Genomic DNA, 24,188 nt, shown 5'->3' with positions numbered 1-24,188 from the left:
GACCGCAGACCAGGAATCACGTCTCGAATCGCTTCCGGGCTCGGCGGGGGTGCGCACACAAAGGGGCCATCTGCGCCGACCGCTGCACACGGAGCGTGCTCAGCAACACCGTCGCCTCGTCCTCTGTTACCTCCGCCGCAGCGTCGGCGGGACGCCGCAGCGGATCGTCACTCACGTCAGCACCCGTTTCAGCTGATCGGTGCCGACTTCTTGACCGTCAGGGGCAGCAACTTCCTACCCGTTGGTCCGATTTGAATACTGGTGTCCATCTGAGGACACACTCCGCAGTCGAAGCACGGGGTCCAGCGGCAGTCCTCGACCTCGGTCTCGTCGAGAGCGTCCTGCCAGTCCTCCCAGAGCCAGTCCTTGTCCAGGCCGGAGTCGAGGTGGTCCCAGGGGAGGACCTCCTCGTAGGTGCGCTCGCGGGTGGTGTACCAGTCGACGTCGATGCCGAAGGGCGCCAGTGCCTTGTCCGCGCAGTTCATCCAGCGGTCGTAGGAGAAGTGCTCGCGCCAGCCGTCGAAGCGGCCGCCGTCCTCGTAGACCTCGCGGATGATCGCGCCGGTCCGGCGGTCGCCCCGGGAGAGCAGGCCCTCGACGATGCCGGGCTTGCCGTCGTGGTAGCGGAAGCCGATGGAGCGGCCGTACTTCTTGTCGCCCCGGATCTTGTCGCGGAGCTTGCCGAGGCGCTCGTCGGTCTCCTCGGCGGACAGCTGCGGGGACCACTGGAAGGGGGTGTGCGGCTTGGGGACGAAGCCGCCGATGGAGACCGTGCAGCGGATGTCGTTGGAGCCGGAGACCTCGCGGCCCTTGGCGATGACGCGAGTGGCCATGTCGGCGATCTGGAGGACGTCGTCGTCGGTCTCGGTGGGCAGGCCGCACATGAAGTACAGCTTCACCTGGCGCCAGCCGTTGCCGTAGGCCGTCGCGACGGTGCGGATGAGGTCGTCCTCCGAGACCATCTTGTTGATGACCTTGCGGATGCGCTCCGAGCCGCCCTCGGGGGCGAAGGTGAGGCCCGAGCGGCGGCCGTTGCGGGTCAGCTCGTTGGCCAGGTCGATGTTGAAGGCGTCGACGCGGGTGGAGGGGAGGGAGAGGCCGACCTTGTCTTCCTCGTAGCGGTCGGCCAGTCCCTTGGCGACGTCGCGGATCTCCGAGTGGTCGGCGGACGAGAGGGAGAGCAGACCCACCTCTTCGAAGCCGGTGGCCTTCAGACCCTTGTCGACCATCTCGCCGATGCCGGTGATCGAGCGCTCGCGCACCGGGCGGGTGATCATGCCGGCCTGGCAGAAGCGGCAGCCGCGCGTGCAGCCGCGGAAGATCTCCACGGACATGCGCTCGTGGACCGTCTCGGCGAGCGGGACGAGGGGCTGCTTGGGGTAGGGCCACTCGTCGAGGTCCATCACCGTGTGCTTCGACACGCGCCACGGCACACCCGACTTGTTCGGTACGACGCGGGCGATACGGCCGTCGGGGAGGTACTCGACGTCGTAGAAGCCGGGGACGTAGACCCCGCCGGTCCTCGCCAGGCGGAAGAGGAGTTCCTCACGGCCGCCGGGGCGGCCCTCCTCCTTCCAGGCGCGGATGATCCGCGTGACCTCCAGGACGGCCTGCTCGCCGTCGCCGATGACCGCGCAGTCGATGAAGTCGGCGATCGGCTCCGGGTTGAAGGCCGCGTGACCGCCCGCCATGACGATCGGGTCGTCCAGCGTCCGGTCCCTGGCCTCCAGGGGGATGCCGGACAGGTCCAGGGCGGTGAGCATGTTGGTGTAGCCGAGTTCGGTGGAGAAGCTCAGGCCGAACACGTCGAAGTTCTTCACCGGGCGGTGGCTGTCGACGGTGAACTGCGGGACGTGGTGCTCCCGCATCAGCGCCTCCAGGTCCGGCCAGACGCTGTAGGTGCGCTCGGCGAGGACGCCGTCCTGTTCGTTGAGGACCTCGTAGAGGATCATGACGCCCTGGTTGGGCAGTCCGACCTCGTACGCGTCCGGGTACATGAGCGCCCAGCGGACGTCGCAGCTCTCCCAGGGCTTGACCGTGGAGTTGAGCTCTCCGCCGACGTACTGGATCGGCTTCTGCACATGCGGGAGCAGAGCTTCGAGCTGCGGGAACACAGACTCGGCGGCTTCGGCAGGCATCTTGCGAACCTTTGTGTGCTGGGTGGGGTGACCCTTCAGCGTAACGCGGCTGGAGAGGTACTCCTCACGTTGTCCAGGGCCGAAGGTCCTTGCCGATCGATGTCCAGGCTTCGGGGAGGGCGTTCTCGGCGATCTCCGCGCGGCGTTCCTCACGGCCGTGGAGCACGCCGTAGGTGAAGGTGTTCTCCCCTGCCGCGTGGGCGACGGCGGCGAACTCGCGCAGGGTCTGGCGGGCCATGACGCTGTCCTGGTGGTCGCCGAGCAGGCCCTGGAGGGACTTCATGGACCTGACCAGGTCCTTCGCCGGTTTGCCGAGTGCGGGGGCGGCGGCCTCGGCGGCGTAGCGGGTGCGCTTGGTCTTCTTGCGGGCCTCGTGCAGGGCGACGTCGCGGTCGGTGCCGGGTGGAAGCTCGATGGCGTGGGTGACGAGGGCGGTGAGCTTGTCGAGATCCTTGCGTACGGCCTCGGTGAGGGTCTCCTCCGGCTTGGCCCTGGCCTTCTTGCGCAGGGGCGGGTTCTCGGTCAGGGCGTCCAGGGTGTCGAGGAGTGTGAGGTAGCGGCGGGAGTCGAGGATGCCGGCGAGGCGGCCGCGGGCTCCGGCGTGACGGGCCTCGGACCAGGTGGTGAGGCGGTCGCCGACGGGGCCGGCGACGAGGGCGCCGGGCAGGTCGGCGAGGGCCGTCCTGAGGCGTTCGGCGAGGACCTCCTGGTCGCGGTCGAGGCCGAGCTCGCCGGCCAGCCACTTGAGGTCGGCGGCGACGGGGTCGGTGGTCTCGCGGTCGAGGACGGTGCGGAAGGTGCGGAAGGTGCTGCGCAGGCGGCGGGTGGCGACCCGCATGCTGTGGACGGAGTCGGGGAGGTCCTGGCGCACGGCGGGGTCGAGTTCGACCAGCGCGTCGCGCTGGGCGCGCAGGTAGGCGAGGACGTGGTCCCCGGAGGTGACGGGCTTTCCGACCGTGCGTGAGCGCCGTTTCTGCTGCGGGGCCGCTTCCGGCGCCGTGGCGGGGACGGGGGTGGCGGCCGGGGTCGCGGTGCCGTGGTCGGGTGCCGTCTCGGCCAGGGCCCGGGCCAGTTTGGAGGTCGACTGCGAGGGACGTACGCCGGCCTTGCGCAGGCGTTTTTCGACCTTGTCGAGGAAGGCGGGGTCGCCGTCGTCGGCGAGTTCGACCTCGATCTCGGTCCACTGGGCGGTGCCGCCGTCGCCGGTGAGGCGTTCGGCGCGGACGGTGTCGACGCTGACCTCGGCGAGCAGCCGGCCGTCGGCGTCGAGGAGGTGGCGTACGTCGCGGTCGGAGCGCAGCCGGACGACGGGCAGCAGTGCGTGGTCGCGGACGCGGGAACGGACGAGGGCGGCGAGTTCGCCCGGGAGGCTGTCGGCGAGCGGGGCGCGGATCTCGTCACGCACTCCGGGGGCGACGGGGAATTTCAGGTGCCATCCGGCGTCGGAGCCGCCGGTGCGGCGGCGCAGGGTGACGGCGGACGCGGCGAGGCGTTCGTCGGCGGTGTCGTGATAGGTGGCGTCGAGGTGGGTGACACCCTTGTCGAGGACGGATACGACGCCGGGGACGCGGGTCAGGTCGGGCAGTCCGCCGGTGTCCGACTCGTACTTTCGCTCGATCTCGCGCTTGGTGTCCGCCATGACATGAATCTAGTCGCCGTGCGTGCGGAGCGGCAGTGGGCCGCTCCATATCGGTGAGGTGCGGGCCGGGCGCGGGGCCGGGCTCCCGCGGGAGCCCGGAGCAGCGGAGATCCGGTCCGCAGGCAGGCCCGGCACCGCGCGGAGGCCCACGGCCCGGCGGGGGCGCGGGTCCACGGGAGGGGGCCGGGTACCGCGCGCGGGCCGGGCACCGCGCCGAGAGCGTCGGCGCGGGCCCGGCACCCGGCGAAGACGCGGGCCTGTGCGCGGGCCCGGCACCGTGCGGGCGTCGGTCGTTGGCGTCCGCCGCTACGCGGACATCGGCCGTTGCAGCCGGATCGACTGCAACAGGCCGAGCGCCAGCCATACGGCGAACATGGAGGAGCCTCCGTAGGAGACGAACGGCAGGGGCAGGCCGGTGACCGGCATGATGCCGAGGGTCATGCCGATGTTCTCGAAGGTCTGGAAGGCGAACCAGGCGACGATGCCGGCGGCGACGACGGTGCCGTACAGGTCGGTGGTGTCGCGGGCGATGCGGCAGGCGCGCCAGAGGATGACGCCGAGCAGGCCGATGATCAGGGCGCCGCCGACGAAGCCGAGTTCCTCTCCGGCGACGGTGAAGACGAAGTCGGTCTGCTGCTCGGGCACGAACTGGCCGGTGGTCTGGGAGCCGTGGAAGAGGCCGGAGCCGGTCAGTCCACCGGATCCGATGGCGATGCGGGCCTGGTTGGCGTTGTAGCCGACGCCGGCGGGGTCGAGTTCGGGGTTGGCGAAGGCGGCGAAGCGGTTGATCTGGTACTCGTCGAGGATGCCGAGCTGCCAGACGGTGATCGCGCCGGCGGCGCCGGCGCCGAGCAGGCCGAAGACCCATCGGTTGGAGGCGCCGGAGGCGAGCAGTACGCCGAGCACGATGATGACCATGACCATGACCGACCCAAGGTCGGGCATGAGCATCACGATCAGCATGGGGACGATGGCCAGTCCGAGGGCCTGGAGGACCGTGCGGTGGTCGGGGTAGGGCTTGTCGCCTGCGTCGACTCTGGCGGCGAGCAGCATGGCCATGCCGAGGATGATCGTGATTTTCACGAACTCGGAGGGCTGGACGGAGAATCCGCCGGGGAGCTTGATCCAGGAGTGGGCGCCGTTGATCGTGGAGCCCAGCGGGGTGAGCACCAGCAGGATCAGGAAGACCGAGGCTCCGTACAGCAGGGGCACGGCGGTACGCAGGGCGCGGTGGCCCAGGAGGATGGCGCCGATCATCAGGGCGAGTCCGATGCCGGTGTTCAGCCAGTGCCGGACCAGGAAGTAGTAGGGGTCGCCCTGGTTGAGTTCGGTGCGGTTGCGGGTGGCCGAGTAGACCAGGAGCGAGCCCAGCAGGGACAGGGCGATCGCCGAGAGCAGTATCGGCCAGTCGAGGCGGCGGGCCAGGGAGTCGCGGGCGAAGACCCGGGTCCAGCCGGCCCGCTCGGGCCCGTATCCGGAGACCTGGAAGCTGTTGACACCGCCGGTCATGACGCTGTCCTCCGGATTGCCGTGCGGCCGCCGCACCGGTGACGGGTGCCGCCGGCACCGCGGCGTGGTCCGCCGCCCCGGCGTCGCTCGCGGCGGCGGGTGTCGCGGTTGGTGTTCTCCGGTGAGGGGGCCGTGCCGGCCTGCTGCGGGTCGGCGGGGTTGTCCTGCGGGGTGGCGGCCCGGGCATCGGGCGAGGGGGTCGCGCGGTCCTTGGCCGGGTCCTTGGAGACCTTCGGGGACTTGATGGTGCCGTCCGTGCGGACCTTGGGGAGGGTCTTCTGCGGTGTGGGCAGCAGCGCCTTCTTCTTGTCGATCTCGCCGTCCTCGGAGACGCCGTACAGGGCGTTGTAGATGTTGCGCACGGCGGGGCCCGAGGCGCCGGAGCCCGTACCGCCCTGGGAGATCGTCATGACGATCGAGTAGTCCTCGGTGTACGTGGCGAACCAGGAAGTGGTCTGCTTGCCGTGGACCTCGGCGGTACCGGTCTTGGCGTGCATCGGGATCTCGTCCTGTGGCCAGCCCCCGAATCGCCACGCGGCCGTACCGCGGGTGGCGACTCCCTCGAGGGCTTCGTCTATCTGGCTGAGCGTCTTCTTCGATGTCGGCAGCTTGCCGTGCGACTGGGGCTCGATCTCCTTGACGGTCTTGCCGTCGGGGCTGATGACGGCCTTGCCGACGGTGGGGTCGTAGAGGGTGCCGCCGTTGGAGATGGCCGCGTAGACGGTGGCCATCTGGATGGGCGTGACGAGGGTGTCGCCCTGGCCGATGGAGTAGTTGACGGAGTCACCCGCGCGCAGCCGGTTGCCTTCGAGGCAGTTCTCGAAGGCGATCTTCTCGGCGTAGCTGCCGTCCTTCTTTCCGTACTTGCACCAGGCGTCCTTGTTGGCCTGCCAGTAGTCCTTCTTCCACTGGCGGTCGGGGACGCGGCCGGTCACCTCGTTGGGCAGGTCGATGCCGGTCTCCTCGCCGAGGCCGAACTGGTGGGCGGTCTTGTAGAACCAGTCGTGGGCGTTCTTCTTCGGCTTGTTGCCGCCGTCGCGCTTCCACTCCTCGTGGGAGAGCCGGTAGAAGACCGTGTCGCAGGAGACCTCCAGGGCGCGGCCGAGGCTGATACCGCCGTAGCTCTGGGACTCGAAGTTCTTGAAGACCTGTCCGCCGATGGAGTACGAGCTGGAGCACTCGTAGGGGCCTTCGAAGGAGTAGCCGGCCTGTATGGCGGCGGCGGTCGGGATCACCTTGAAGATGGAGCCGGGTGCCGACTGGCCCTGGATGGCGCGGTTGAGCAGCGGGTAGTTGGACTTCTTGCCGGTGAGGGTGGCGTAATCCTTGGCGGAGATGCCGCCGACCCAGGCGTTGGGGTCGTAGGTGGGGTTGGAGGCCATGGCGACGACGCGGCCGGTCTTGGCCTCCATGACGACGACGGCGCCGGAGTCCGCCTCGTAGTTGCGGTTGGTGTTGCGGTCGTGCTGCTTGCGGGCTTCCTTCATCGCCTCGTTCAGCTGGTACTCGGCGATGCGCTGGACGCGGGAGTCGATGCTGGTGACGAGGTTGGCTCCGGGCTGGGCGGGGTCGGCCTCGGCCTGGCCGAGGACGCGGCCGAGCTTGTCGACCTCGTAGCGGGTGACGCCGGCCTTGCCGCGCAGCTGCTTGTCGTACTGGCGCTCCAGGCCGGAGCGGCCGACCATGTCGGAGCGCAGGTAGGGCGAGCTGGTGTCCTGCGCCTTCTGGATCTCCTCGTCGGTGACGGGCGAGAGGTAGCCGAGGACCTGGGCGGTGTTGGCCTTGCCGGGGCTCGCGTAGCGGCGCAGGGCCTGCGGTTCGGCGGTGATGCCGGGGAAGTCCTCGGCGCGTTCGCGGATCTGCAGGGCCTGTTTGGGGGTGGCCTCGTCGGTGATGGGGATGGGCTGGTACGGCGAGCCGTTCCAGCAGGGCTGGGGGGTCTCGGCGTCGCACAGCCGGACCTTCTGCTCCACCTCCTCGGGCTTCATGCCGAGGACGCCGGCGAGTTTGGTGAGGACCGCCTTGCCGTCGTCCTTCATCTTCAGGAGGTCGGTGCGGGAGGCGGAGACGACCAGCCGGGTCTCGTTGTCCGCGAGGGCCACTCCGCGCGCGTCCAGGATGGAGCCGCGGACGGCGGGCTGGACGACCTGCTGGACGTGGTTGCCAGAGGCTTCCTTGGCGTACTGGTCGCCTTCGCGGATCTGGAGGTACCACAGGCGCCCGCCGAGGGTTCCGAGGAGGGAGATGACGAGGACCTGGATGACGACGAGCCGGATCTGGACCCGCGTATTGCGGCCGGTCTCGGGGATGTTGGTCACGCGGCTTCCTCCTCTCTCAGAGCGCGTGCGCGTGGGTGCGTACGAGTGGTGAACGGCTGGAGCTCCTGTCGGCGTTCCGCCGTCGTTCACTCGTTCCGGTGAAGTCGGAGGAGGTCACAGGCGCTTGACCCCCTTGATGCGGCCGGCGCGGACCATCCGGGCCCGGGCCGCCTTGACCTTCAGTCCGCCGCGTCGGCCGCCGATGCGCAGTCCGGTGCCGCCGGAGAGCCAGCCGGAGGAGATGTCGCCGGACCCCGCGGAGCCGGTCTCGGCGAGTGGGTCGTTCTCCGCGCGCCGGGCCAGGGCCATGACGCCGGGGACGACGAACGGGGCGAGCAGCAGGTCGTACAGGGCGGCGGTGAACAGCAGTCCGCTCAGGCCGACATGGCGGGCGGCGGTGTCGCCGACGAGGGCGCCGACTCCCGCGTAGAGCAGCGTGGAGCCGACCGCGGCGGCGACCACCACGGCCATGGAGCCGGTGGCCGATCTCACCTGGCCGCTCTCGGGCTTGACGAGTCCGGCGAGGTAGCCGATGACGCACAGCACGAGGGCGTAGCGGCCGGCGGCGTGGTCGGCGGGCGGGGCGAGGTCGGCGAGGAGGCCGGCGCCGAAGCCGACGAGGGCGCCGCCGACATGGCCGTAGACCAGGGCGAGGCCGAGGACGGTGAGCAGCAGCAGGTCGGGGACGGCGCCGGGGAGGTGGAGGCGGGCGAGGACGCTCACCTGGATCACCAGGGCGACGACGATCAGCGAGCTGGAGAGCAGGATCCGGTTGACGCGCATGGGGTGACAGCTCCTACTGCTCTTGCTGGTTCAGGCCGTCGGCAGGGGCGGAGGGGGTGACGGTCACCGTCACGGTCGGCGTGGGCGTCGGCTTGGGCTTCTTGGGCAGCACCGTGTCGCGCGGGTCCTTCTTCGGGGCCTGCACGACGACGCCGACGACGTCGAGCTTGCTGAAGCTGACGAACGGCGTGACGTAGAGGGTGCGGGTGAGGTCGCCGCCGGAGGGGTCGACGCGGGAGACGACGCCGACCGGAACGCCGGGCACGAACGGCTTGTCGGCCTGCGAGCCGAAGGTGACCAGACGGTCGCCCTTCTTGATCTCGGCCTTGCCGTTGAGCAGTTCCACCCGCAGGGGGCGGTCGCCCTGGCCGGAGGCGAAGCCCAGTTCGTCGGTGCTCTCCATGCGGGTGCCGACGGTGAAGTCGGGGTCGCTGGCGAGCAGCACGGTGGCGGTGTTCGGGCCGACGGTGGTGACGCGTCCGACGAGTCCGTCGCCGTTGAGTACGGTCATGTCGCGCTCGATGCCGTCGTTCGCGCCCGCGTCGATGGTGATGGTCCAGGAGAAGCCCTGGGCGGCTCCTATGGCGATGACCTGGGCGCCCTTGATGCCGTACTGGCCCTTGCCGGAGATCTGCAGCAGTTTGTCGAGCTGGGCGAGTCGGCTGCGGCCGCGGTCGTCGCTGCCGAGTTCGGCCTTGAGCGCGGCGTTCTGCTGCTCCAGTTCGGCGAGCCGGTCGTGCCGGTCGCCGGATTCCCGGACGGCGGTGACCGCGTTGCCGATCGGGTCGACCGCGCTGGACACGCCGTTCTCGATCGGGCCGAAGACGGTCGCCGCGGCCTGCCGGGCACCGTCGACCGGTGAATCCTCCCCGCCGCGGATGTCCACCGTGATCAGTGCGAACGCGATGGCGATCAGCAGCACCAGGAGCAGCCGGCTCTCTCGTGTGTCCCTCACGTGCGGCGGCCGTGCCTTCCTCGTCGAGAACGGGTATGAGGTGTCGTCTTGTTCAGGTGTCGGACGGTCTGCGGGTGTCTTCTGAAGCCGATGGGGAGCCTGTGCCTCTATATCAGCGATCCGCCGTACGAGAGGAGATCGTCCCGTACGGCGGAATCGAGGCGTCGTGTCATCTGCGGGGCTGGGCGTCCAGTACCTGCTGGAGGGCCTCGAACTCCTCGACGCACTTGCCGGAGCCGAGCGCCACGCTGTCCAGCGGGTCCTCGGCGATGTGGATGGGCATGCCCGTCTCCCGGCGCAGCCGCTCGTCGAGGCCGCGCAGCAGCGCTCCGCCGCCGGTCAGCACGATGCCCCGGTCCATGATGTCGCCGGACAGCTCCGGCGGGCACTTGTCGAGGGTGGTCTTGACCGCGTCCACGATGGCGTTGACGGGCTCCTCGATCGCCTTGCGTACTTCGGCCGCGGAGATGACGACGGTCTTGGGCAGTCCGGAGACCAGGTCCCGGCCGCGGATTTCGGTGTGCTCGTCGGTGTCGAGGTCGTACGCCGAACCGATCGTGATCTTGATCTGTTCGGCCGAGCGCTCACCCAGCAGGAGGGAGTACTCCTTCTTGATGTGCTGGATGATGGCGTTGTCCAGTTCGTCGCCCGCGACACGGATGGACTGGGCGGTGACGATGCCGCCGAGGGAGATGACCGCGACCTCCGTGGTGCCGCCGCCGATGTCCACGACCATGTTGCCGGTGGCCTCGTGGACCGGCAGTCCGGAGCCGATGGCGGCGGCCATGGGCTCCTCGATGATGTGCACCTGGCGGGCGCCGGCCTGGGACGACGCCTCGATGACGGCGCGGCGCTCGACGCCGGTGATGCCCGAGGGCACACAGACGACGACCCGCGGACGAGCCAGATACCTCCGCTTGTGGATCTTCAGGATGAAGTAGCGGAGCATCCGCTCGGTGATCTCGAAGTCGGCGATGACGCCGTCCTTCAGCGGACGTACGGCGACGATGTTGCCGGGTGTGCGTCCGATCATCTTCTTCGCTTCGGCACCGACCGCGAGGATGCCACCGGTGTTGGTGTTGATCGCGACGACGGACGGCTCGTTGAGTACGATCCCGCGACCCCTGACGTACACCAGCGTGTTGGCGGTCCCGAGGTCGACAGCCATGTCACGGCCGATGAACGACATTGAGTTCCCCATCAGGATTCGTCTGGCCTTCCCACGAGCTTTTGAGGGCTTTTCAGGTTGGCGAGGTGGGTGCGGTGACGTGAAGGCTTCCATGGTAGACGCGCCTTCACGAACACCGTGCGAGGGTCTTCGCCATTGTCATCAGATGGCGTGTCGCCCTGCTTGTGGAGACGGGCCATCGGGGGCATCCGTTCCCCCGAACGCCGCGCATATGCCGGAAATGGTTCCGGGGGCAAAGCCCCCAGACCATCTGACAGTCGGCAAACAAGCCGTTCGCGGCCGCGACGTGATCGTTATGTACGACGTCCACACGCGGCCGGCTGGACGACGTCGCGCGGACGGTCGCACGAGGTGACGGCTACGCGTTGTGCGACGTCACGGTCACGCGCGGCCCGGGAAGAAGATCTTCACCTCGCGCTCGGCGGACTCCTCGGAGTCGGAGGCGTGGATGAGGTTCTCCCGGACGATCACACCGAAGTCGCCGCGGATCGAACCCGGCTCGGCGGCGATCGGGTCCGTCGGACCCGCAAGCCGGCGCACTCCTTCGATGACCCGCTCACCCTCGACGATCATCGCCACGACCGGGCCGGAGGCCATGAACTCCACCAGCGGCTCGTAGAACGGCTTGCCCTTGTGCTCGCCGTAGTGCTGCTCCAGCGTGTCCTGGTCCAGGGTGCGCAGCTCCAGCGCGGTGATCTGCCAGCCCGCCTTGCGCTCGATGCGGCTGATGATCTCGCCGGTCAGGCCACGACGGACGGCGTCGGGCTTGAGGAGGACGAGGGTGCGCTGGGTCACGACGGAGCTCCTTGTGCGTGAAGTGGTGCGGGAACACGAGGTTACCGGGCGTGTCGGGGCACCTGTCACACAGCGTCAGGCTGCTCGGCCCGCGCGGCGAAACGCGCCTTCGCTTCGTCCACCTTTCGACCGAAGTGCACCGATGCCCACCACAGCAGCGCGAAGACCGCGCCCAGGAAGAACATCATCGGGACGAACACACCGGAAGCGATGAGGGCGATCTGCAGTGTCCAGCCGAGGGCCACCCCGCCGGGCCGGGTGATCACCCCGCACAGCGCCACACACAGGAACATCGCGATGCCGCACACCGTCCACACCGTGCCGGTGGACAGGTCCTGGTCCTTCATGGCGACCAGTCCGGCGAAACCGATGATGAAGAACTCGCCGATCAGCGTCGAAGCGCAGAGCGTACGCACGGGATCTCAGCCTCTCCCCAGGAGCAGTCGGGCCTCGCCGACGGTGATGACGGAACCGGTGACGAGCACTCCCCCGCCCGCGAACTCGCCCTCCTCCTCGGCCAGCGTGATCGCGGCCTCCAGCGCGTCCGGCAGCCGCGGCTCGACCTGGACGCGGTCCTCGCCGAACACCTCGACGGCGACCGCGGCCAGTTCGTCGGCGTCCATCGCGCGATGGCTGGTGTTCTGGGTGACGACGACCTCGGCGAAGACCGGCTCGAACGCCTCCAGCAGCCCGCGCACGTTCTTGTCGCCGCTCGCGCCGACGACACCGATGAGCCGGCTGAACTGGAACGCCTCCCCCACCGCCCCGGCCGCCGCCCGCGCGCCCGCCGGGTTGTGCGCGGCGTCCAGGACGACGGTCGGCGAACGCCGTACGACTTCGAGCCGGCCCGGGGAGGCGACGGCGGCGAACGCCTTGCGCACGGTGTCGATGTCGAGCGTCTGGGCGTGCTGGGCGCCGACACCGAAGAACGCCTCCACGGCGGCGAGCGCCACGGCCGCGTTGTGCGCCTGGTGCGCGCCGTGCAGCGGGAGGTACACCTCGGCGTACTCACCGCCCAGCCCGCGCAGCGTCACCAGCTGGCCGCCGACGGCTACCTGCCGGGCGACGACCCCGAACTCCAGGCCCTCCCGGGCCACCGTGGCGTCCACCTCGACGGCCTTCTTCAGCAGTACCTGGGCGGCGTCCACCGGCTGCTGCGCCAGGATCACCGTCGCGTCCCGCTTGACGATGCCGGCCTTCTCGGTGGCGATCTCCGCGGGCGTGGTGCCGAGCCGGTCGGTGTGGTCGAGGTCTATGGGTGTCACCACGGCGACGCCGGCGTCGATCACGTTCGTCGCGTCCCAGCTGCCGCCCATGCCGACCTCGACGACCGCCACGTCCACCGGCGCGTCGGCGAAGGCCGCGTACGCCATGCCGGTGAGCACCTCGAAGAAGGACAGCCGGTACTCCTGCTGGGAGTCGACCATCTCGATGTACGGCCTGATGTCCTCGTACGTCTCGATGAACCGCTCGGCGGAGACCGGGGCGCCGTCGAGGCTGATCCGCTCGGTGACCGACTGGACGTGCGGGGAGGTGTAGCGGCCGGTGCGCAGCTCGAAGGCGCCGAGCAGGGCCTCGATCATGCGGGCGGTGGAGGTCTTGCCGTTGGTGCCGGTGATGTGGATCGAGGGGTACGAGCGCTGGGGCTCGCCCAGGACGTCCATCAGCGCGGAGATACGGCTGACCGAGGGCTCGAGCTTGGTCTCGCCCCAGCGGGTGGCGAGCTCCGCCTCCACCTCGCGCAGGGCCTTGTCGACCTCGGGGTCGTCGGGCCGCCCGGGCACGTCCGCGTGCGGCAGGCTGCCCTGGGTGCGCAGGGTGCGGCTGCCGGCTTCGATCACCGCGAGGTCGGGGTCGCGGCGGGTCTCCTCCTCGACGAGTTCCGCGAACTCGTCAAAGGTGTCGTCCGGGTCGGGACCTGCTGATTCTGGGCGCTCGCTCACGGTCCCCAGTCTACGGACCGCCCGGGCGGTGCCCGGCAGACCCCGCCCTCGCGTCAGCCCAGCCACCTGCGCAACCCCAGCCGGCCCCACAGAACGCTCACGGCGAAGGACAGCGTGGCGGCGGCCGACGCCGTCAGGGCGAGTGCCACGGGCGCCCAGAAGCCGTGCGGCACCCTCTCCGCGACGGGTCTGACCAGCAGCATCACCCACAGCAGATGCACCAGGTACGTCCCGAACGACGCGTCCGACAGCCGTCCCAGCGCCGTCCGGGCCCGCTCCGGCACCCGTACACCGTGTCCCGCGCCGAGCACGGCGAAGGTCAGCGCGGCCACCGTCACGCTCCCGTACGCGGCGGGGTGCCGCACGGTGAGCTGGTACACGACGAGGGCGGCCAGCGCGACCGCCGCGCCCGCGAGCCACAGTGGGCGCGGGCCGCACCGCCGGGCGGCGAGCAGGGCGGCGCCCGCCACCGCGTACCCCAGCGAGGACAGCGACACGCTCCACTCCCAGCCGGGCACCGGCAGCCCGGTGAGCGTCCGCGCGTCCCCGGCGAACGCCGGTGCCACGGCGAACGCGACGAGCAGCGGCAGCGACCGGCGGGGCGTGGCGCGCCGCGTGACGACGAGGACGGCGACGCCGAGGAGCAGGACGAGCGGCACGTAGGTGTAGAGGTACCAGAGGTGGAAGGCGGCCTGCACGGACCCGAAGAGCGCGCGCAGCGCTTCCTCGGCGCCGCCGTCCAGGGGTGGCCCGGCCACGTACTGCCAGAGGAGGTAGACCGCCGTCCACACCGCCATCGGACGCAGGATCCGTCCGAGCCGGGTGAGGAGCTGTGCCTCGCCGCGCACCGGTGAGCCGGCCAGGGCGGCCCAGCCGGCCATCGCGAAGAACGCCGGCACGGCGAACCGGCCGGCCGAGTCGCCGATGACGCCGGTCGTGCGGTGACCCGCGTGGATGAACTCGGCGGAGGCGTGCACCAGCACGACGGCGGCGGTGCAGACGACCCGCAGGAGGTCAATGTCGCTGCGCCGCTCCCGGCCGGATCCGTGCTGCGCGGTCGGTTCGGTGGTCGGCGCGGCGACGGTGGGCGCGGTGCGGGGCATCGTGCGGATTGCTCCTGACGGCGTCGGCCTGGTGACGGTCAAAGCCACAGGGTCCCGCCGGCGGGTTACGCGAAGGCCACCACCACGTGAACGGCCCCCGACCGGAGCGGTCGGGGGCCGTGGACGGTCGGGTGCCGTGACGGTCGGGGGCCGTGACGGTCAGGGGCCGTGACGGTCGGGGCCCCGGACGGTCCGGGCCCTGTGTCAGGCGGCGGGCAGGCGGTCCAGCTGGGTCCGGAGCCGGGTGATGTCCTCGTCCGCCTTGGCCAGGCGGGTGCGGATCTTGTCGACCACGTGGTCCGGGGCCTTCGCCAGGAACGCCTCGTTGCCGAGCTTCGCCGTCGCCTGGGCCTTCTCCTTCTCCGCCCCCGCGAGGTCCTTCGCCAGCCGCTTGCGCTCCGCGGCGACGTCGATCACACCGGACAGGTCCAGTGCGACCTCGACACCCGCGACCGGCAGGGTCGCCGTCGCGGTGAAGGAGTCGCCCTCCGGCTGGAGGCGCAGCAGCTGGCGGACGGCCGGCTCGTGCGGGGCGAGCGCCGTGCCGTCGAGGGTCAGCCGGGCCGGGACCCGCTGGCCGGGCTGGAGCCCCTGGTCGGCACGGAACCGGCGGACCTCCGTGATCACCGACTGGAGCGTCCCGATCTCCCGCTCGGCGTCGGCGTCCCGGAAGCCGCTGTCGGCCGGCCACTCGGCGATGACGACCGACTCGCCGCCGGTCAGCGTGGTCCAGAGGGTCTCCGTGACGAACGGGACCACCGGGTGCAACAGCCGCAGCGTGACGTCGAGGACCTCACCGAGGACCCGCTTGCTGACCTCGGCCGGCTCGCCGCCCGCCTGGAACGTCGTCTTGGACAGCTCGACGTACCAGTCGAAGACCTCGTCCCACGCGAAGTGGAACAGCGCGTCCGACAGCTTGGCGAACTGGAAGTCCTCGTAGTAGGCGTCGACTTCCGCGACGGTCGAGTTCAGCCGGGACAGGATCCAGCGGTCGGTCGGCGACATCCGCGACGCGTCCGGCAGCGGGCCGTCCACGGTCGCGCCGTTCATCAGCGCGAAACGCGTCGCGTTCCAGATCTTGTTGGCGAAGTTGCGCGAGCCCTGGACCCAGTCCTCACCGATCGGCACGTCGACGCCCGGGTTGGCGCCGCGCGCGAGCGTGAAGCGCAGGGCGTCGGAGCCGTACTTGTCCATCCAGTCCAGCGGGTTGATCACGTTCCCGAAGGTCTTGGACATCTTCTTGCCGCGCTCGTCGCGGACCATGCCGTGCAGGGCGATGGTGTGGAACGGCGGGGTGCCGTCCATCGCGTACAGACCGAACATCATCATCCGGGCGACCCAGAAGAAGAGGATGTCGTAGCCGGTGACCAGGACGGAGTTCGGGTAGAACTTCGCGAGGGATTCGGTCTGTTCGGGCCAGCCGAGCGTGGAGAACGGCCACAGGCCGGAGGAGAACCAGGTGTCGAGGACGTCGGTGTCCTGGTGCCAGCCCTCGCCGGTCGGCGCCTGGTCGTCAGGGCCGACGCAGACGACCTCGCCGTTCGGCCCGTACCAGACCGGGATGCGGTGGCCCCACCACAGCTGGCGCGAGATGCACCAGTCGTGGAGGTTGTCGACCCAGTCGAAGTACCGCTTCTCCATCTCCTGCGGGTGGATCGTGACCCGGCCGTCGCGGACGGCGTCACCGGCCTCCTTCGCCAGTGGGCCGACCTTGACCCACCACTGCATCGACAGCCGCGGCTCGATGGTGGTCTTGCAGCGGGAGCAGTGGCCGACGGAGTGGACGTAGGGCCGCTTCTCGGCGACGATCCGGCCCTCGGCGCGCAGCGCGGCGACGATGGCGGAGCGGGCCTCGAGCCGGTCCTGGCCCTGGAAGGGGCCGTGGGCGGTGATGACGGCGTGCTCGTCCATGACGGTGATGGCGGGCAGGTCGTGCCGTCGGCCGATCTCGAAGTCGTTCGGGTCGTGGGCCGGGGTCACCTTGACGGCGCCCGTGCCGAACTCGGGGTCGACGTGCTCGTCCGCGACGACCGGGATGGAGCGGTCGGTCAGCGGCAGCTTGACGAGCTTGCCGACCAGGTGCTTGTACCGCTCGTCGTCCGGGTGGACGGCGACGGCGGTGTCACCGAGCATCGTCTCGGCGCGGGTGGTGGCGACGACGATGGTCTCGTCCCCGTCGCCGTACTTCATGGAGACGAGCTCACCGTCGTCGTCCTGGTAATCGACCTCGATGTCGGAGATCGCGGTCAGACAGCGCGGGCACCAGTTGATGATGCGCTCGGCGCGGTAGATCAGCTCGTCGTCGTAGAGCCGCTTGAAGATGGTCTGGACGGCCCTCGACAGGCCCTCGTCCATCGTGAAGCGCTCACGCGTCCAGGCGACACCGTCGCCGAGGCGGCGCATCTGGCCGGAGATCTGGCCGCCGGACTCGCCCTTCCACTGCCAGACCCGCTCGACGAACGCCTCACGGCCGAGGTCGTGCCGGGACGTGCCCTCCTTGGCGAGCTCCCGCTCGACGACGTTCTGCGTGGCGATACCGGCGTGGTCCATGCCGGGCTGCCACAGCGTCTCGAAGCCCTGCATGCGCTTGCGGCGGGTGATCGCGTCGATGAGCGTGTGCTCGAAGGCGTGCCCGAGGTGCAGGCTTCCCGTGACGTTCGGCGGCGGGATGACGACCGTGAACGGCGGCTTGTCGCTGCCCGCGTCCGCCTCGAAGTAACCGCGCTCTACCCAGCGCTCGTACAGCGGCCCCTCTACATCGGCCGGCGCGTACTGGGTCGGCAGTTCGGTCGTGGGCGCGGGTGGCTGCTGCTGAGCGTTCTCGGTCACGCGGCTCAGTTTAGAGGCGTCACGGGCCTGTCCCGAAACCCGTTTCCTTTGTAACGGTGCGACCCCCGCCAGCCTGAACGCGTCACTCCTGAGTCAGGATGTCAGCAACGCGTATGCATCTGGAGGGGAACCCAGTCATGAGTTACAACCAGCCGGGCCCGTACGGCGGGCAGCCCCAGCAGCCCGGGCCGTACGGCCAGCCGGGGCCATACGGCCAGCAGCCGCAGGCTCCGCAGCCCGGCTACGGCTACCCCCAGCAGGCGCCGCCTCCCGGCCAGCCCGGGTACGGCTACCCGCAGCAGCCCGGCCAGCCCGGCGTCCCGCCGCAGCAGCCGCCCTACGGGGGCCAGCCCCAGTACGGCATGCCGCCCCAGCCTCCCGTCTCGGGCGGCGGCGGCAAGAAGGCCGGCATCATCATCGGCGCGGTCGCGGTCGTCGCGGCGATCGGTGTCGGCGCGTACTTCGTGATCGGCGGGGGCGGCGCGGACGGCCTGGAGGACGACGGCCCGCACAAGCTGTCGGCGCCGGAGAAGGTGCTGAACGAGTACACGCGGGTCGGTGAGAGCGGCGAGGACTCCAGCGCCAACACGGTGAAGGACCTGGCCAAGGGCGGCATCAGGGACGGCAAGTCCGTCAGTGCCTCCTACTCGACGGCCGACTTCAGCAACTACGACCCGCAGGACCCGACCACGCTTCCCGACCAGTCGGAACTGCTGACCGCGAGGGGTGTGTCGTTCCTCGGCGCCTACGGTGAGGTCACCGAGCCGGAAGCCGCGGTCGACAAGATCTTCGCGTCCCTCAAGAAGGAGGCGGACAAGGGTTCGAGCAACCCGCTCATGTCCGAACTCGTCGGTGAGCCGGAGGCGGTCGACCTCGACGGCGCCGTCATGAAGTGCCAGGCGGCCAAGGGCAACAACAACCTCACCAAGAAGGAAACGACCAACTGGTTCTGCGCCTGGGCCGACTACAGCACGATCGCGATCGTCTCCCCCGGCGACAACACCAAGGACATCACCAAGAGCGCCGCGGCGGACATCACCACCAAGCTGCGCAACGAGGTCCGCACCAAGGCCTGACCGGCAGCGCATCAGCATCTGGAGGGGGAACCGAGACATGGGCCACAACGAGCCGGGTCCGTACGGGGGACAGCCCCGGCAACCGGGGCCGTACGACCCGCAGGGACCTTACGGCCGGCAGCCGGCTCCGCAGCCCGGTTACGGCTATCCCCCGCAGGCACCCCCGCCCGGCCAGCCCGGTCAGCCCGGTTACGGGCAGCAGCCGCAGTACGGGCAGCAGCCGCAGTACGGAATGCCCCCGCAGCCGCCTGCTCCGGGCGGCGGCAGCGGAGGCAGGAAGACCGGGCTGATCATCGGCGCGGTCGCGGTCGTCGCGGCCATCGGGGTCGGCGCGTACTTCGTCTTCGGCGGGGGCGGCGGTGCGGACATCGCGAACGACGGGCCGCACACGCTGAAGCCGCCGGCCTCGGTCGGCGAGTACAAGAAGGGCGGCGGCTCGTCCGGTTCGAGTGACGGCGGCCCGACGGGTACCAACTCCAAGGCCGATCTGAAGAAGATCGGCATCGAGGGCGGCACGGTGGTGAAGGCGTCCTACGCCAGCGGCTCGTCCACCCAGTTGGGCAAGGCCATGGCGTTCAACGGCGCCTACGGGGAGATCGGCGACCCGGAGGGCTCCATCGACAAGGCCTTCGTCAACGCCCACGAGAACTCCGAGGACACCGGCGACAACGCGGGTGAGCCGGAGGCCGTCACCTGGGCGGGCAGTCCGGAGACGGTCGAGCCGGACGGTCTCGACGGCGCCGTCATGAAGTGCCAGACGGCCACGATCACCGAGGGTGACACCAAGGTGGAGATGCCGGTGTGCGTGTGGGCCGACCACAGCACCTACGGCGTGGTCAACGGACTGGACCTGGCCGCGGCACAGAAGGGGGGCAGCGGCGGCCTCGCCACGAACGACGTCGCCGCGTTCGCCACCGAACTGCGCGCCGCCGCGCGGGTCAAGGCCTGAGCCGTACCAGCCCTACGCACGCGGAAGGGGCCCCGGTCGTCGACCGGGGCCCCTTCCGCGTTGCTGTGACCGCCGCGGCGGTTACGCCGTCTTCTGCTCGCCGGAGCCCCGGCCGCGGGCGTCGCGCGGGATCAGGGTCGGGTTGACGTTGGAGAGGACCACGTCGGCGGTGATGACCACGCGGGCGACGTCCTTGCGGGACGGGACCTCGTACATCACGCCCTGGAGGACTTCCTCCATGATGGCGCGCAGGCCGCGCGCGCCGGTCTGGCGGAGGATGGCCTGGTCGGCGATGGCCTCCAGTGCCTCGCGCTCGAAGTCCAGCTCCACGCCGTCGAGTTCGAAGAGGCGCTGGTACTGCTTGACGAGCGCGTTGCGCGGCTCGACGAGGATCTGGAGGAGGGCCTCGCGGTCCAGGTTGTGGACGCTCGTGATGACCGGGAGCCGGCCGATGAACTCGGGGATCATGCCGAACTTGACCAGGTCCTCGGGCATGACCTGCTCGAACTGGTCCTTGTTCTCCATCTCCCGCTTGGAGCGGATCGTCGCGCCGAAGCCGATGCCCTTGGCGCCGGCCCGGCCCTCGATGATCTTCTCCAGCCCGGCGAAGGCACCGCCCACGATGAACAGCACGTTCGTCGTGTCGATCTGGATGAACTCCTGGTGCGGGTGCTTGCGGCCGCCCTGCGGCGGGACGGAGGCCGTGGTGCCCTCGAGGATCTTCAACAGTGCCTGCTGTACGCCCTCACCGCTGACGTCGCGGGTGATCGACGGGTTCTCACTCTTGCGGGCGACCTTGTCGATCTCGTCGATGTAGATGATCCCGGTCTCGGCCTTCTTGACGTCGTAGTCGGCCGCCTGGATCAGCTTCAGCAGGATGTTCTCCACGTCCTCGCCGACGTATCCCGCCTCCGTGAGCGCCGTGGCGTCGGCGATCGCGAACGGGACGTTCAGCATGCGGGCGAGGGTCTGGGCCAGCAGGGTCTTGCCGGAGCCCGTGGGGCCCAGCAGGAGGATGTTGGACTTCGCCAGCTCGATGGCGTCCTCGCGGCTCTGGGCGCCGCCGTTCTCACCGGCCTGGACGCGCTTGTAGTGGTTGTACACGGCTACGGAGAGGGCCTTCTTGGCCGACTCCTGCCCGACCACGTAGCTCTCGAGGAACTCGTAGATCTCGCGGGGCTTGGGAAGCTCCTCCCAGCGGACCTCACTGGTCTCCGCAAGCTCTTCCTCGATGATCTCGTTGCAGAGATCGATGCACTCGTCGCAGATGTACACACCGGGCCCTGCGATGAGCTTCTTGACCTGCTTCTGGCTCTTGCCGCAGAACGAGCACTTGAGCAGATCGCCGCCGTCACCGATGCGTGCCACGGTGTGCTTCCCCTTCGCCTGGGAGCCGACCGGACGTCCGTGTCCGGCGGCTCCTGGTGCTGCCTTATGTCCGACGGTACCTTGCCTGGCCCCCCGTTCGGGCCCCCCTTGGCACGGTTCACTTTGACGTGGACCGTGCCAAACCGTGCCAAGGGGCGGCAGACGTTACACCCCGCCGCGCGTCAGCGCAGGCTGGAGTTGTCCATCTTCCGGGTGCTGATGACCTGGTCGATCAGCCCGTACTCCAGCGCGTCCTCGGCCGTGAGGATCTTGTCGCGCTCGATGTCCTCGCGAATCTTCTCCAGCGGCCGGGTGGAGTGCTTGGCGAGCATGTCCTCCAGCTGGCTCCGCATCCGGAGGATCTCGTTGGCGGCGATCTCCAGGTCGGAGACCTGACCGCGGCCGGTCTCGCTGTACGGCTGGTGGATCAGCACGCGCGCGTTCGGCAGCGCCATGCGCTTGCCGGGCGTGCCGGCGGCCAGCAGGACGGCGGCGGCGGAGGCCGCCTGGCCCATGCAGACCGTCTGGATGTCCGGCTTCACGTACTGCATCGTGTCGTAGATCGCCGTGAGCGCGGTGAAGGAGCCGCCGGGGCTGTTGATGTAGACCGAGATGTCCCGGTCGGGGTCCATCGACTCCAGGCACAGCAGCTGCGCCATGACGTCGTTGGCGGAGGCGTCGTCGATCTGGACGCCGAGGAAGATCACCCGCTCCTCGAAGAGCTTCGCGTACGGGTCGTACTCGCGGATGCCCTGCGAGGTGCGCTCGACGAAGCGCGGGATGATGTAACGGGACTCGGCCGCGGGGCCGGTGTACTCGGCGCGGCCGGTGTGCTCGGCGCGGGTACGGTCGTACAGGCCGCTGCCGGGGAAGTCGTTCACGGTGTCTCCTGGAAGAGGGCTGAGGCGGTCGGCTGGGGCTGCTGGGGCTGGTTCACCGGGCCGGGGGCCCGGAGGGGCGTGTGCGGGGCCACAGGGCTCCGTGCGGCCCGCTCAGGCCCCGGTGCCGCCGCCGCCCGGCATACCGGCGGCCGTGGGAATCACGTCGTCGATGAGGCCGTACTCCTTGGCCTCGAAGGCGTCGAACCAGCGGTCGCGGTCGGAGTCGCGGGTGATCTGCTCGACCGACTGGCCGGTGTGCTGGGACGTCAGCTCGGCCATGCGCTTCTTGGTGTGCAGCAGCCGCTCGGCGTGGATCTTGATGTCGGAGGCCGAACCGGCGAGACCGGCGGACGGCTGGTGGATCAGGATCTCGGCGTTCGGCAGCGCGAAGCGCTTGCCGGGGGTGCCGGCGCTCAGCAGGAACTGGCCCATGGAGGCCGCCAGGCCCATGGCGATCGTCACCACGTCGTTCTTGATGAACTGCATGGTGTCGTAGATCGCCATGCCGGCCGTGATGGAGCCGCCGGGGCTGTTGATGTACAGGTAGATGTCCTTGTCCGGGTCGGCGGCAAGGAGCAGCAGCTGTGCGGTGATCTTGTTGGCGATGTCATCGTCGACCGGCTGGCCGAGGAAGATGATCCGCTCGTTGAGCAGCCGGTTGTAGACCTGGTCGCCGAGGCCACCACCGATGGAGGGCTCGCCGGCGGCTGAGGGCATCAGATTCGTCACGTATCCACCTGCTCGTCTTACGACGGCGCCGGGCCGTCTCACGTTTCCCTGCGGGGCTGGAGCCGTATTCGGTGACTCCCCTGCCCTCGTATTCATGGACCCTAACGCGGGGGCTGCGCCGGGGAATCCCGGTAACCGGGGTGTTCGCCGGGGGCGTAGAGAGGCGTACTCCGCGATGTGCTCCGCGGGGAGCGCCGGATGCCTTCTCGCCGTGGGCTCACGGGAGCGTGGGCGGGTGCGGGCCGGTGGGGGCCCGGTCGCGCAGTTCCCCGCGCCCCTGGGGCGGTCGCGCCTGCGCCGGCGGCGGGGGCACGGGGCTGCGCGAGGGGCGCCGGACGGGGTGGTCCCCCGGGAGCGTGGGCGGGTGCGGGCCCGGCGGGGGGGGCCGGTCGCGCAGTTCCCCGCGCCCCTGGGGCGGCTGCGCCTGCGCCGGACGGGGTGGTCCCCGGGAGCGGGGGTCGGCCGGGCGGACGGCAGGGCCCCGGAGTGGTGTGCGCTGGTGTGCGCTCCGGGGCCCTGTTGATTACGGCAGAGGTGAGGCGAGGGTCAGCCCTCGGTCTTCTCCTCGGCGGCGTCCGTGGCGTCGGTGGCGTCCGTGGCCTCGGTGGTCTCGACGGTCTCGGCGGCCTCGTCCTCTTCCTCGTCATCGAGGTCGACGATCTCGCCGTTGGTGTCCTTGACCGTGGCCTTCTCGACCACGGCGGCCAGGGCCTTGCCGCGGGCGACCTCACCGACGAGGAGCGGGACCTGCCCCTGCTCGACGACGGCCTGGGCGAACTGGTCGGGGGACATGCCGGAGGAGGCGGCGCGCCGCATGAGGTGCTCGGTGAGCTCCTCCTGGTTGACGTTCAGCTTCTCCTGCTTGACGAGCTCGTCGAGGACGAACTGGGTCTTGATGCCCTTGACCGCGGCCTCACGGGTCTCGGTGTCGAACTCCTCCTCGGTCTTGCCCTGGATCTCCAGGTACTTCGCGAGGTCGAGACCCATCTGGCCGAGCTGGTGGTGCTCGAGGTTGTGCTTGCGGGTGTTGATCTCGTCATCGAGCAGCTTCTCGGGGACCGGGACCTCGACCAGCTCGAGGAGCTTCTCCAGGACGCGCTCCTGGGCCTGCGTGGCCTGGTCGTACTGCTTCATGTTCTCCAGGCGCTTACGGCTGTCCGCCTTCAGCTCCTCGAGGGTGTCGAACTCGGAGGCGAGCTGCGCGAACTCGTCGTCCAGCTCGGGCAGCTCGCGCGCGGCGACCTGGGTGACCTTGACGGTGACCTCGGCCTCCTTGCCGGCCGCCGAGCCGCCCTTGAGCTCGGAGGTGAAGGTGGCCTCGCCACCGGCCTCCACGCCCTTCACGGCGTCGTCGATACCTTCCAGCAGCTCGCCCGAGCCGATGGTGTACGAGACGCCACTGGCGACGCCGTCCTCGAGGACCTCGCCGTCGACCTTGGCCTCCAGGTCGAGGGTGACGACGTCGCCGTCCTCGGCGGCACGCTCGACCGGGGAGGTCGAGGCGAAGCGCTCACGCAGCTCCTCGACGGCCTTGTCGACGTCCTCCTCGCCGACCTCGACGGCGTCGACCTCGACCTCGATGCCGGAGTAGTCCGGGATCTCGATGGCCGGGCGGATGTCGACCTCGGCGGTGAAGTTCAGCGTCTCGCCGTCCTTCAGCTCCGTGATGTCGACCTCGGGCTGGCCCAGCGGGTTCAGCTCCGCCTCGTTGACCGCGTTCGTGTAGAACTTCGGGAGGGCGTCGTTGACGGCCTCCTCCAGCACCGCACCGCGGCCGAAACGCTGGTCGATGACCCGGGCCGGGACCTTGCCCTTACGGAAGCCCTTCACCGTGACCTGCTGGTTGATCTTCTTGTACGCCGCGTCGAGGCTGTCCTTGAGCTCCTCGAAGGGCACCTCGACAGTGAGCCGAACCCGAGTCGGGTTCAGGGTCTCCACGGCGCTCTTCACGGTTCGGTCTCCTTGTGGCTGACTTCACGGGTTC

General features: G+C 69.8%; 18 protein-coding genes. 2 read left to right on the top strand and 16 right to left on the bottom strand.

Features of this window, described 5'->3' with window-relative positions; genetic code table 11:
* Positions 1–188: 188 nt before the first annotated feature.
* From ACZ5C2_RS16730 to ACZ5C2_RS16675, 12 genes are all read right to left on the bottom strand, one after another.
* Positions 189–2,138 (bottom strand): TIGR03960 family B12-binding radical SAM protein, encoded by a 1,950-nt coding sequence (locus ACZ5C2_RS16730; RefSeq protein ID WP_468791017.1) that lies wholly within the window; start codon positions 2,136–2,138, stop codon positions 189–191.
* A gap of 64 nt (positions 2,139–2,202) precedes the next feature.
* Entirely contained in the window at positions 2,203–3,777 is a 1,575-nt protein-coding gene (locus ACZ5C2_RS16725) for a CYTH and CHAD domain-containing protein (protein WP_468791015.1), read from the bottom strand.
* A gap of 306 nt (positions 3,778–4,083) precedes the next feature.
* The gene (rodA, locus tag ACZ5C2_RS16720) at positions 4,084–5,286 is read right to left on the bottom strand and encodes a rod shape-determining protein RodA (protein ID WP_468791013.1); all 1,203 of its coding nucleotides are present in this window, start codon (positions 5,284–5,286) and stop codon (positions 4,084–4,086) included.
* Entirely contained in the window at positions 5,283–7,604 is a 2,322-nt protein-coding gene (mrdA, locus tag ACZ5C2_RS16715) for a penicillin-binding protein 2 (RefSeq protein WP_468791011.1), read from the bottom strand. The genes rodA and mrdA overlap by 4 nt, the downstream gene beginning before the upstream one ends.
* Before the next feature lie 114 nt (positions 7,605–7,718).
* The gene (gene mreD, locus ACZ5C2_RS16710; protein ID WP_468791009.1) at positions 7,719–8,387 is read right to left on the bottom strand and encodes a rod shape-determining protein MreD; all 669 of its coding nucleotides are present in this window, start codon (positions 8,385–8,387) and stop codon (positions 7,719–7,721) included.
* A gap of 13 nt (positions 8,388–8,400) precedes the next feature.
* Complete coding sequence (mreC, locus tag ACZ5C2_RS16705) at positions 8,401–9,342, bottom strand: rod shape-determining protein MreC (protein WP_468791007.1); 942 nt, start codon at positions 9,340–9,342, stop codon at positions 8,401–8,403.
* A 169-nt stretch (positions 9,343–9,511) separates the two neighbouring features.
* Positions 9,512–10,531, bottom strand: coding sequence for a rod shape-determining protein (locus tag ACZ5C2_RS16700; protein ID WP_024887540.1), 1,020 nt, complete (start codon positions 10,529–10,531; stop codon positions 9,512–9,514).
* 381 nt (positions 10,532–10,912) lie between these two features.
* Positions 10,913–11,326, bottom strand: coding sequence for a nucleoside-diphosphate kinase (gene ndk, locus ACZ5C2_RS16695; RefSeq protein WP_468791004.1), 414 nt, complete (start codon positions 11,324–11,326; stop codon positions 10,913–10,915).
* Between the two features lie 65 nt (positions 11,327–11,391).
* Positions 11,392–11,742, bottom strand: coding sequence for a DUF4233 domain-containing protein (locus tag ACZ5C2_RS16690; RefSeq protein ID WP_468791002.1), 351 nt, complete (start codon positions 11,740–11,742; stop codon positions 11,392–11,394).
* Between the two features lie 6 nt (positions 11,743–11,748).
* Positions 11,749–13,269: a bifunctional tetrahydrofolate synthase/dihydrofolate synthase gene (folC, locus tag ACZ5C2_RS16685; protein ID WP_468791000.1), complete on the bottom strand. Its 1,521-nt coding sequence runs from the start codon at positions 13,267–13,269 to the stop codon at positions 11,749–11,751.
* A gap of 53 nt (positions 13,270–13,322) precedes the next feature.
* Positions 13,323–14,372 (bottom strand): acyltransferase family protein, encoded by a 1,050-nt coding sequence (locus ACZ5C2_RS16680; protein WP_468790998.1) that lies wholly within the window; start codon positions 14,370–14,372, stop codon positions 13,323–13,325.
* A 204-nt stretch (positions 14,373–14,576) separates the two neighbouring features.
* A complete protein-coding gene (locus ACZ5C2_RS16675; RefSeq protein WP_468790996.1) occupies positions 14,577–17,201 on the bottom strand; it encodes a valine--tRNA ligase in 2,625 nt (874 codons plus the stop codon).
* Between the two features lie 137 nt (positions 17,202–17,338).
* Between ACZ5C2_RS16675 and ACZ5C2_RS16670 the strand changes: the two genes are divergently transcribed.
* A complete protein-coding gene (locus ACZ5C2_RS16670) occupies positions 17,339–18,277 on the top strand; it encodes a hypothetical protein (RefSeq protein WP_468790994.1) in 939 nt (312 codons plus the stop codon).
* A gap of 37 nt (positions 18,278–18,314) precedes the next feature.
* A complete protein-coding gene (locus ACZ5C2_RS16665) occupies positions 18,315–19,226 on the top strand; it encodes a hypothetical protein (protein ID WP_468790992.1) in 912 nt (303 codons plus the stop codon).
* A gap of 81 nt (positions 19,227–19,307) precedes the next feature.
* Here the strand turns inward: ACZ5C2_RS16665 and clpX are convergent, their stop codons facing one another.
* The 4 genes from clpX to tig all read right to left on the bottom strand — a co-directional run bounded on the left by clpX (position 19,308) and on the right by tig (position 24,154).
* Positions 19,308–20,594 (bottom strand): ATP-dependent Clp protease ATP-binding subunit ClpX, encoded by a 1,287-nt coding sequence (clpX, locus tag ACZ5C2_RS16660; RefSeq protein ID WP_468790990.1) that lies wholly within the window; start codon positions 20,592–20,594, stop codon positions 19,308–19,310.
* Between the two features lie 182 nt (positions 20,595–20,776).
* Positions 20,777–21,475 carry an ATP-dependent Clp protease proteolytic subunit gene (locus ACZ5C2_RS16655; RefSeq protein ID WP_468790988.1) on the bottom strand — a complete coding sequence of 233 codons (699 nt, stop codon included), beginning with the start codon at positions 21,473–21,475 and terminating at the stop codon, positions 20,777–20,779.
* A 111-nt stretch (positions 21,476–21,586) separates the two neighbouring features.
* The gene (locus tag ACZ5C2_RS16650; protein WP_030818448.1) at positions 21,587–22,192 is read right to left on the bottom strand and encodes an ATP-dependent Clp protease proteolytic subunit; all 606 of its coding nucleotides are present in this window, start codon (positions 22,190–22,192) and stop codon (positions 21,587–21,589) included.
* Between the two features lie 558 nt (positions 22,193–22,750).
* Positions 22,751–24,154: a trigger factor gene (gene tig, locus ACZ5C2_RS16645; RefSeq protein WP_468790986.1), complete on the bottom strand. Its 1,404-nt coding sequence runs from the start codon at positions 24,152–24,154 to the stop codon at positions 22,751–22,753.
* Between the last annotated feature and the right edge of the window lie 34 nt (positions 24,155–24,188).

It is taken from the genome of Streptomyces sp. NPDC031365, assembly GCF_055569765.1.
Note: the sequence above shows the minus strand (reverse complement) of the source record. Positions and strands in the feature narration are given on the sequence as shown.

Excerpts from the sequence above, each read along its gene's own strand:
- ACZ5C2_RS16730 (WP_468791017.1), bottom strand. The coding sequence starts at position 2,138 with ATGCCTGCCGAAGCCGCCGAGTCTGTGTTCCCGCAGCTCGAAGCTCTG.
- ACZ5C2_RS16725 (WP_468791015.1), bottom strand. The coding sequence starts at position 3,777 with ATGGCGGACACCAAGCGCGAGATCGAGCGAAAGTACGAGTCGGACACC.
- rodA (WP_468791013.1), bottom strand. The coding sequence starts at position 5,286 with ATGACCGGCGGTGTCAACAGCTTCCAGGTCTCCGGATACGGGCCCGAG.
- mreD (WP_468791009.1), bottom strand. The coding sequence starts at position 8,387 with ATGCGCGTCAACCGGATCCTGCTCTCCAGCTCGCTGATCGTCGTCGCC.
- ACZ5C2_RS16700 (WP_024887540.1), bottom strand. The coding sequence starts at position 10,531 with ATGTCGTTCATCGGCCGTGACATGGCTGTCGACCTCGGGACCGCCAAC.
- ACZ5C2_RS16680 (WP_468790998.1), bottom strand. The coding sequence starts at position 14,372 with ATGCCCCGCACCGCGCCCACCGTCGCCGCGCCGACCACCGAACCGACC.
- ACZ5C2_RS16670 (WP_468790994.1), top strand. The coding sequence starts at position 17,339 with ATGAGTTACAACCAGCCGGGCCCGTACGGCGGGCAGCCCCAGCAGCCC.
- ACZ5C2_RS16665 (WP_468790992.1), top strand. The coding sequence starts at position 18,315 with ATGGGCCACAACGAGCCGGGTCCGTACGGGGGACAGCCCCGGCAACCG.
- ACZ5C2_RS16650 (WP_030818448.1), bottom strand. The coding sequence starts at position 22,192 with ATGCCCTCAGCCGCCGGCGAGCCCTCCATCGGTGGTGGCCTCGGCGAC.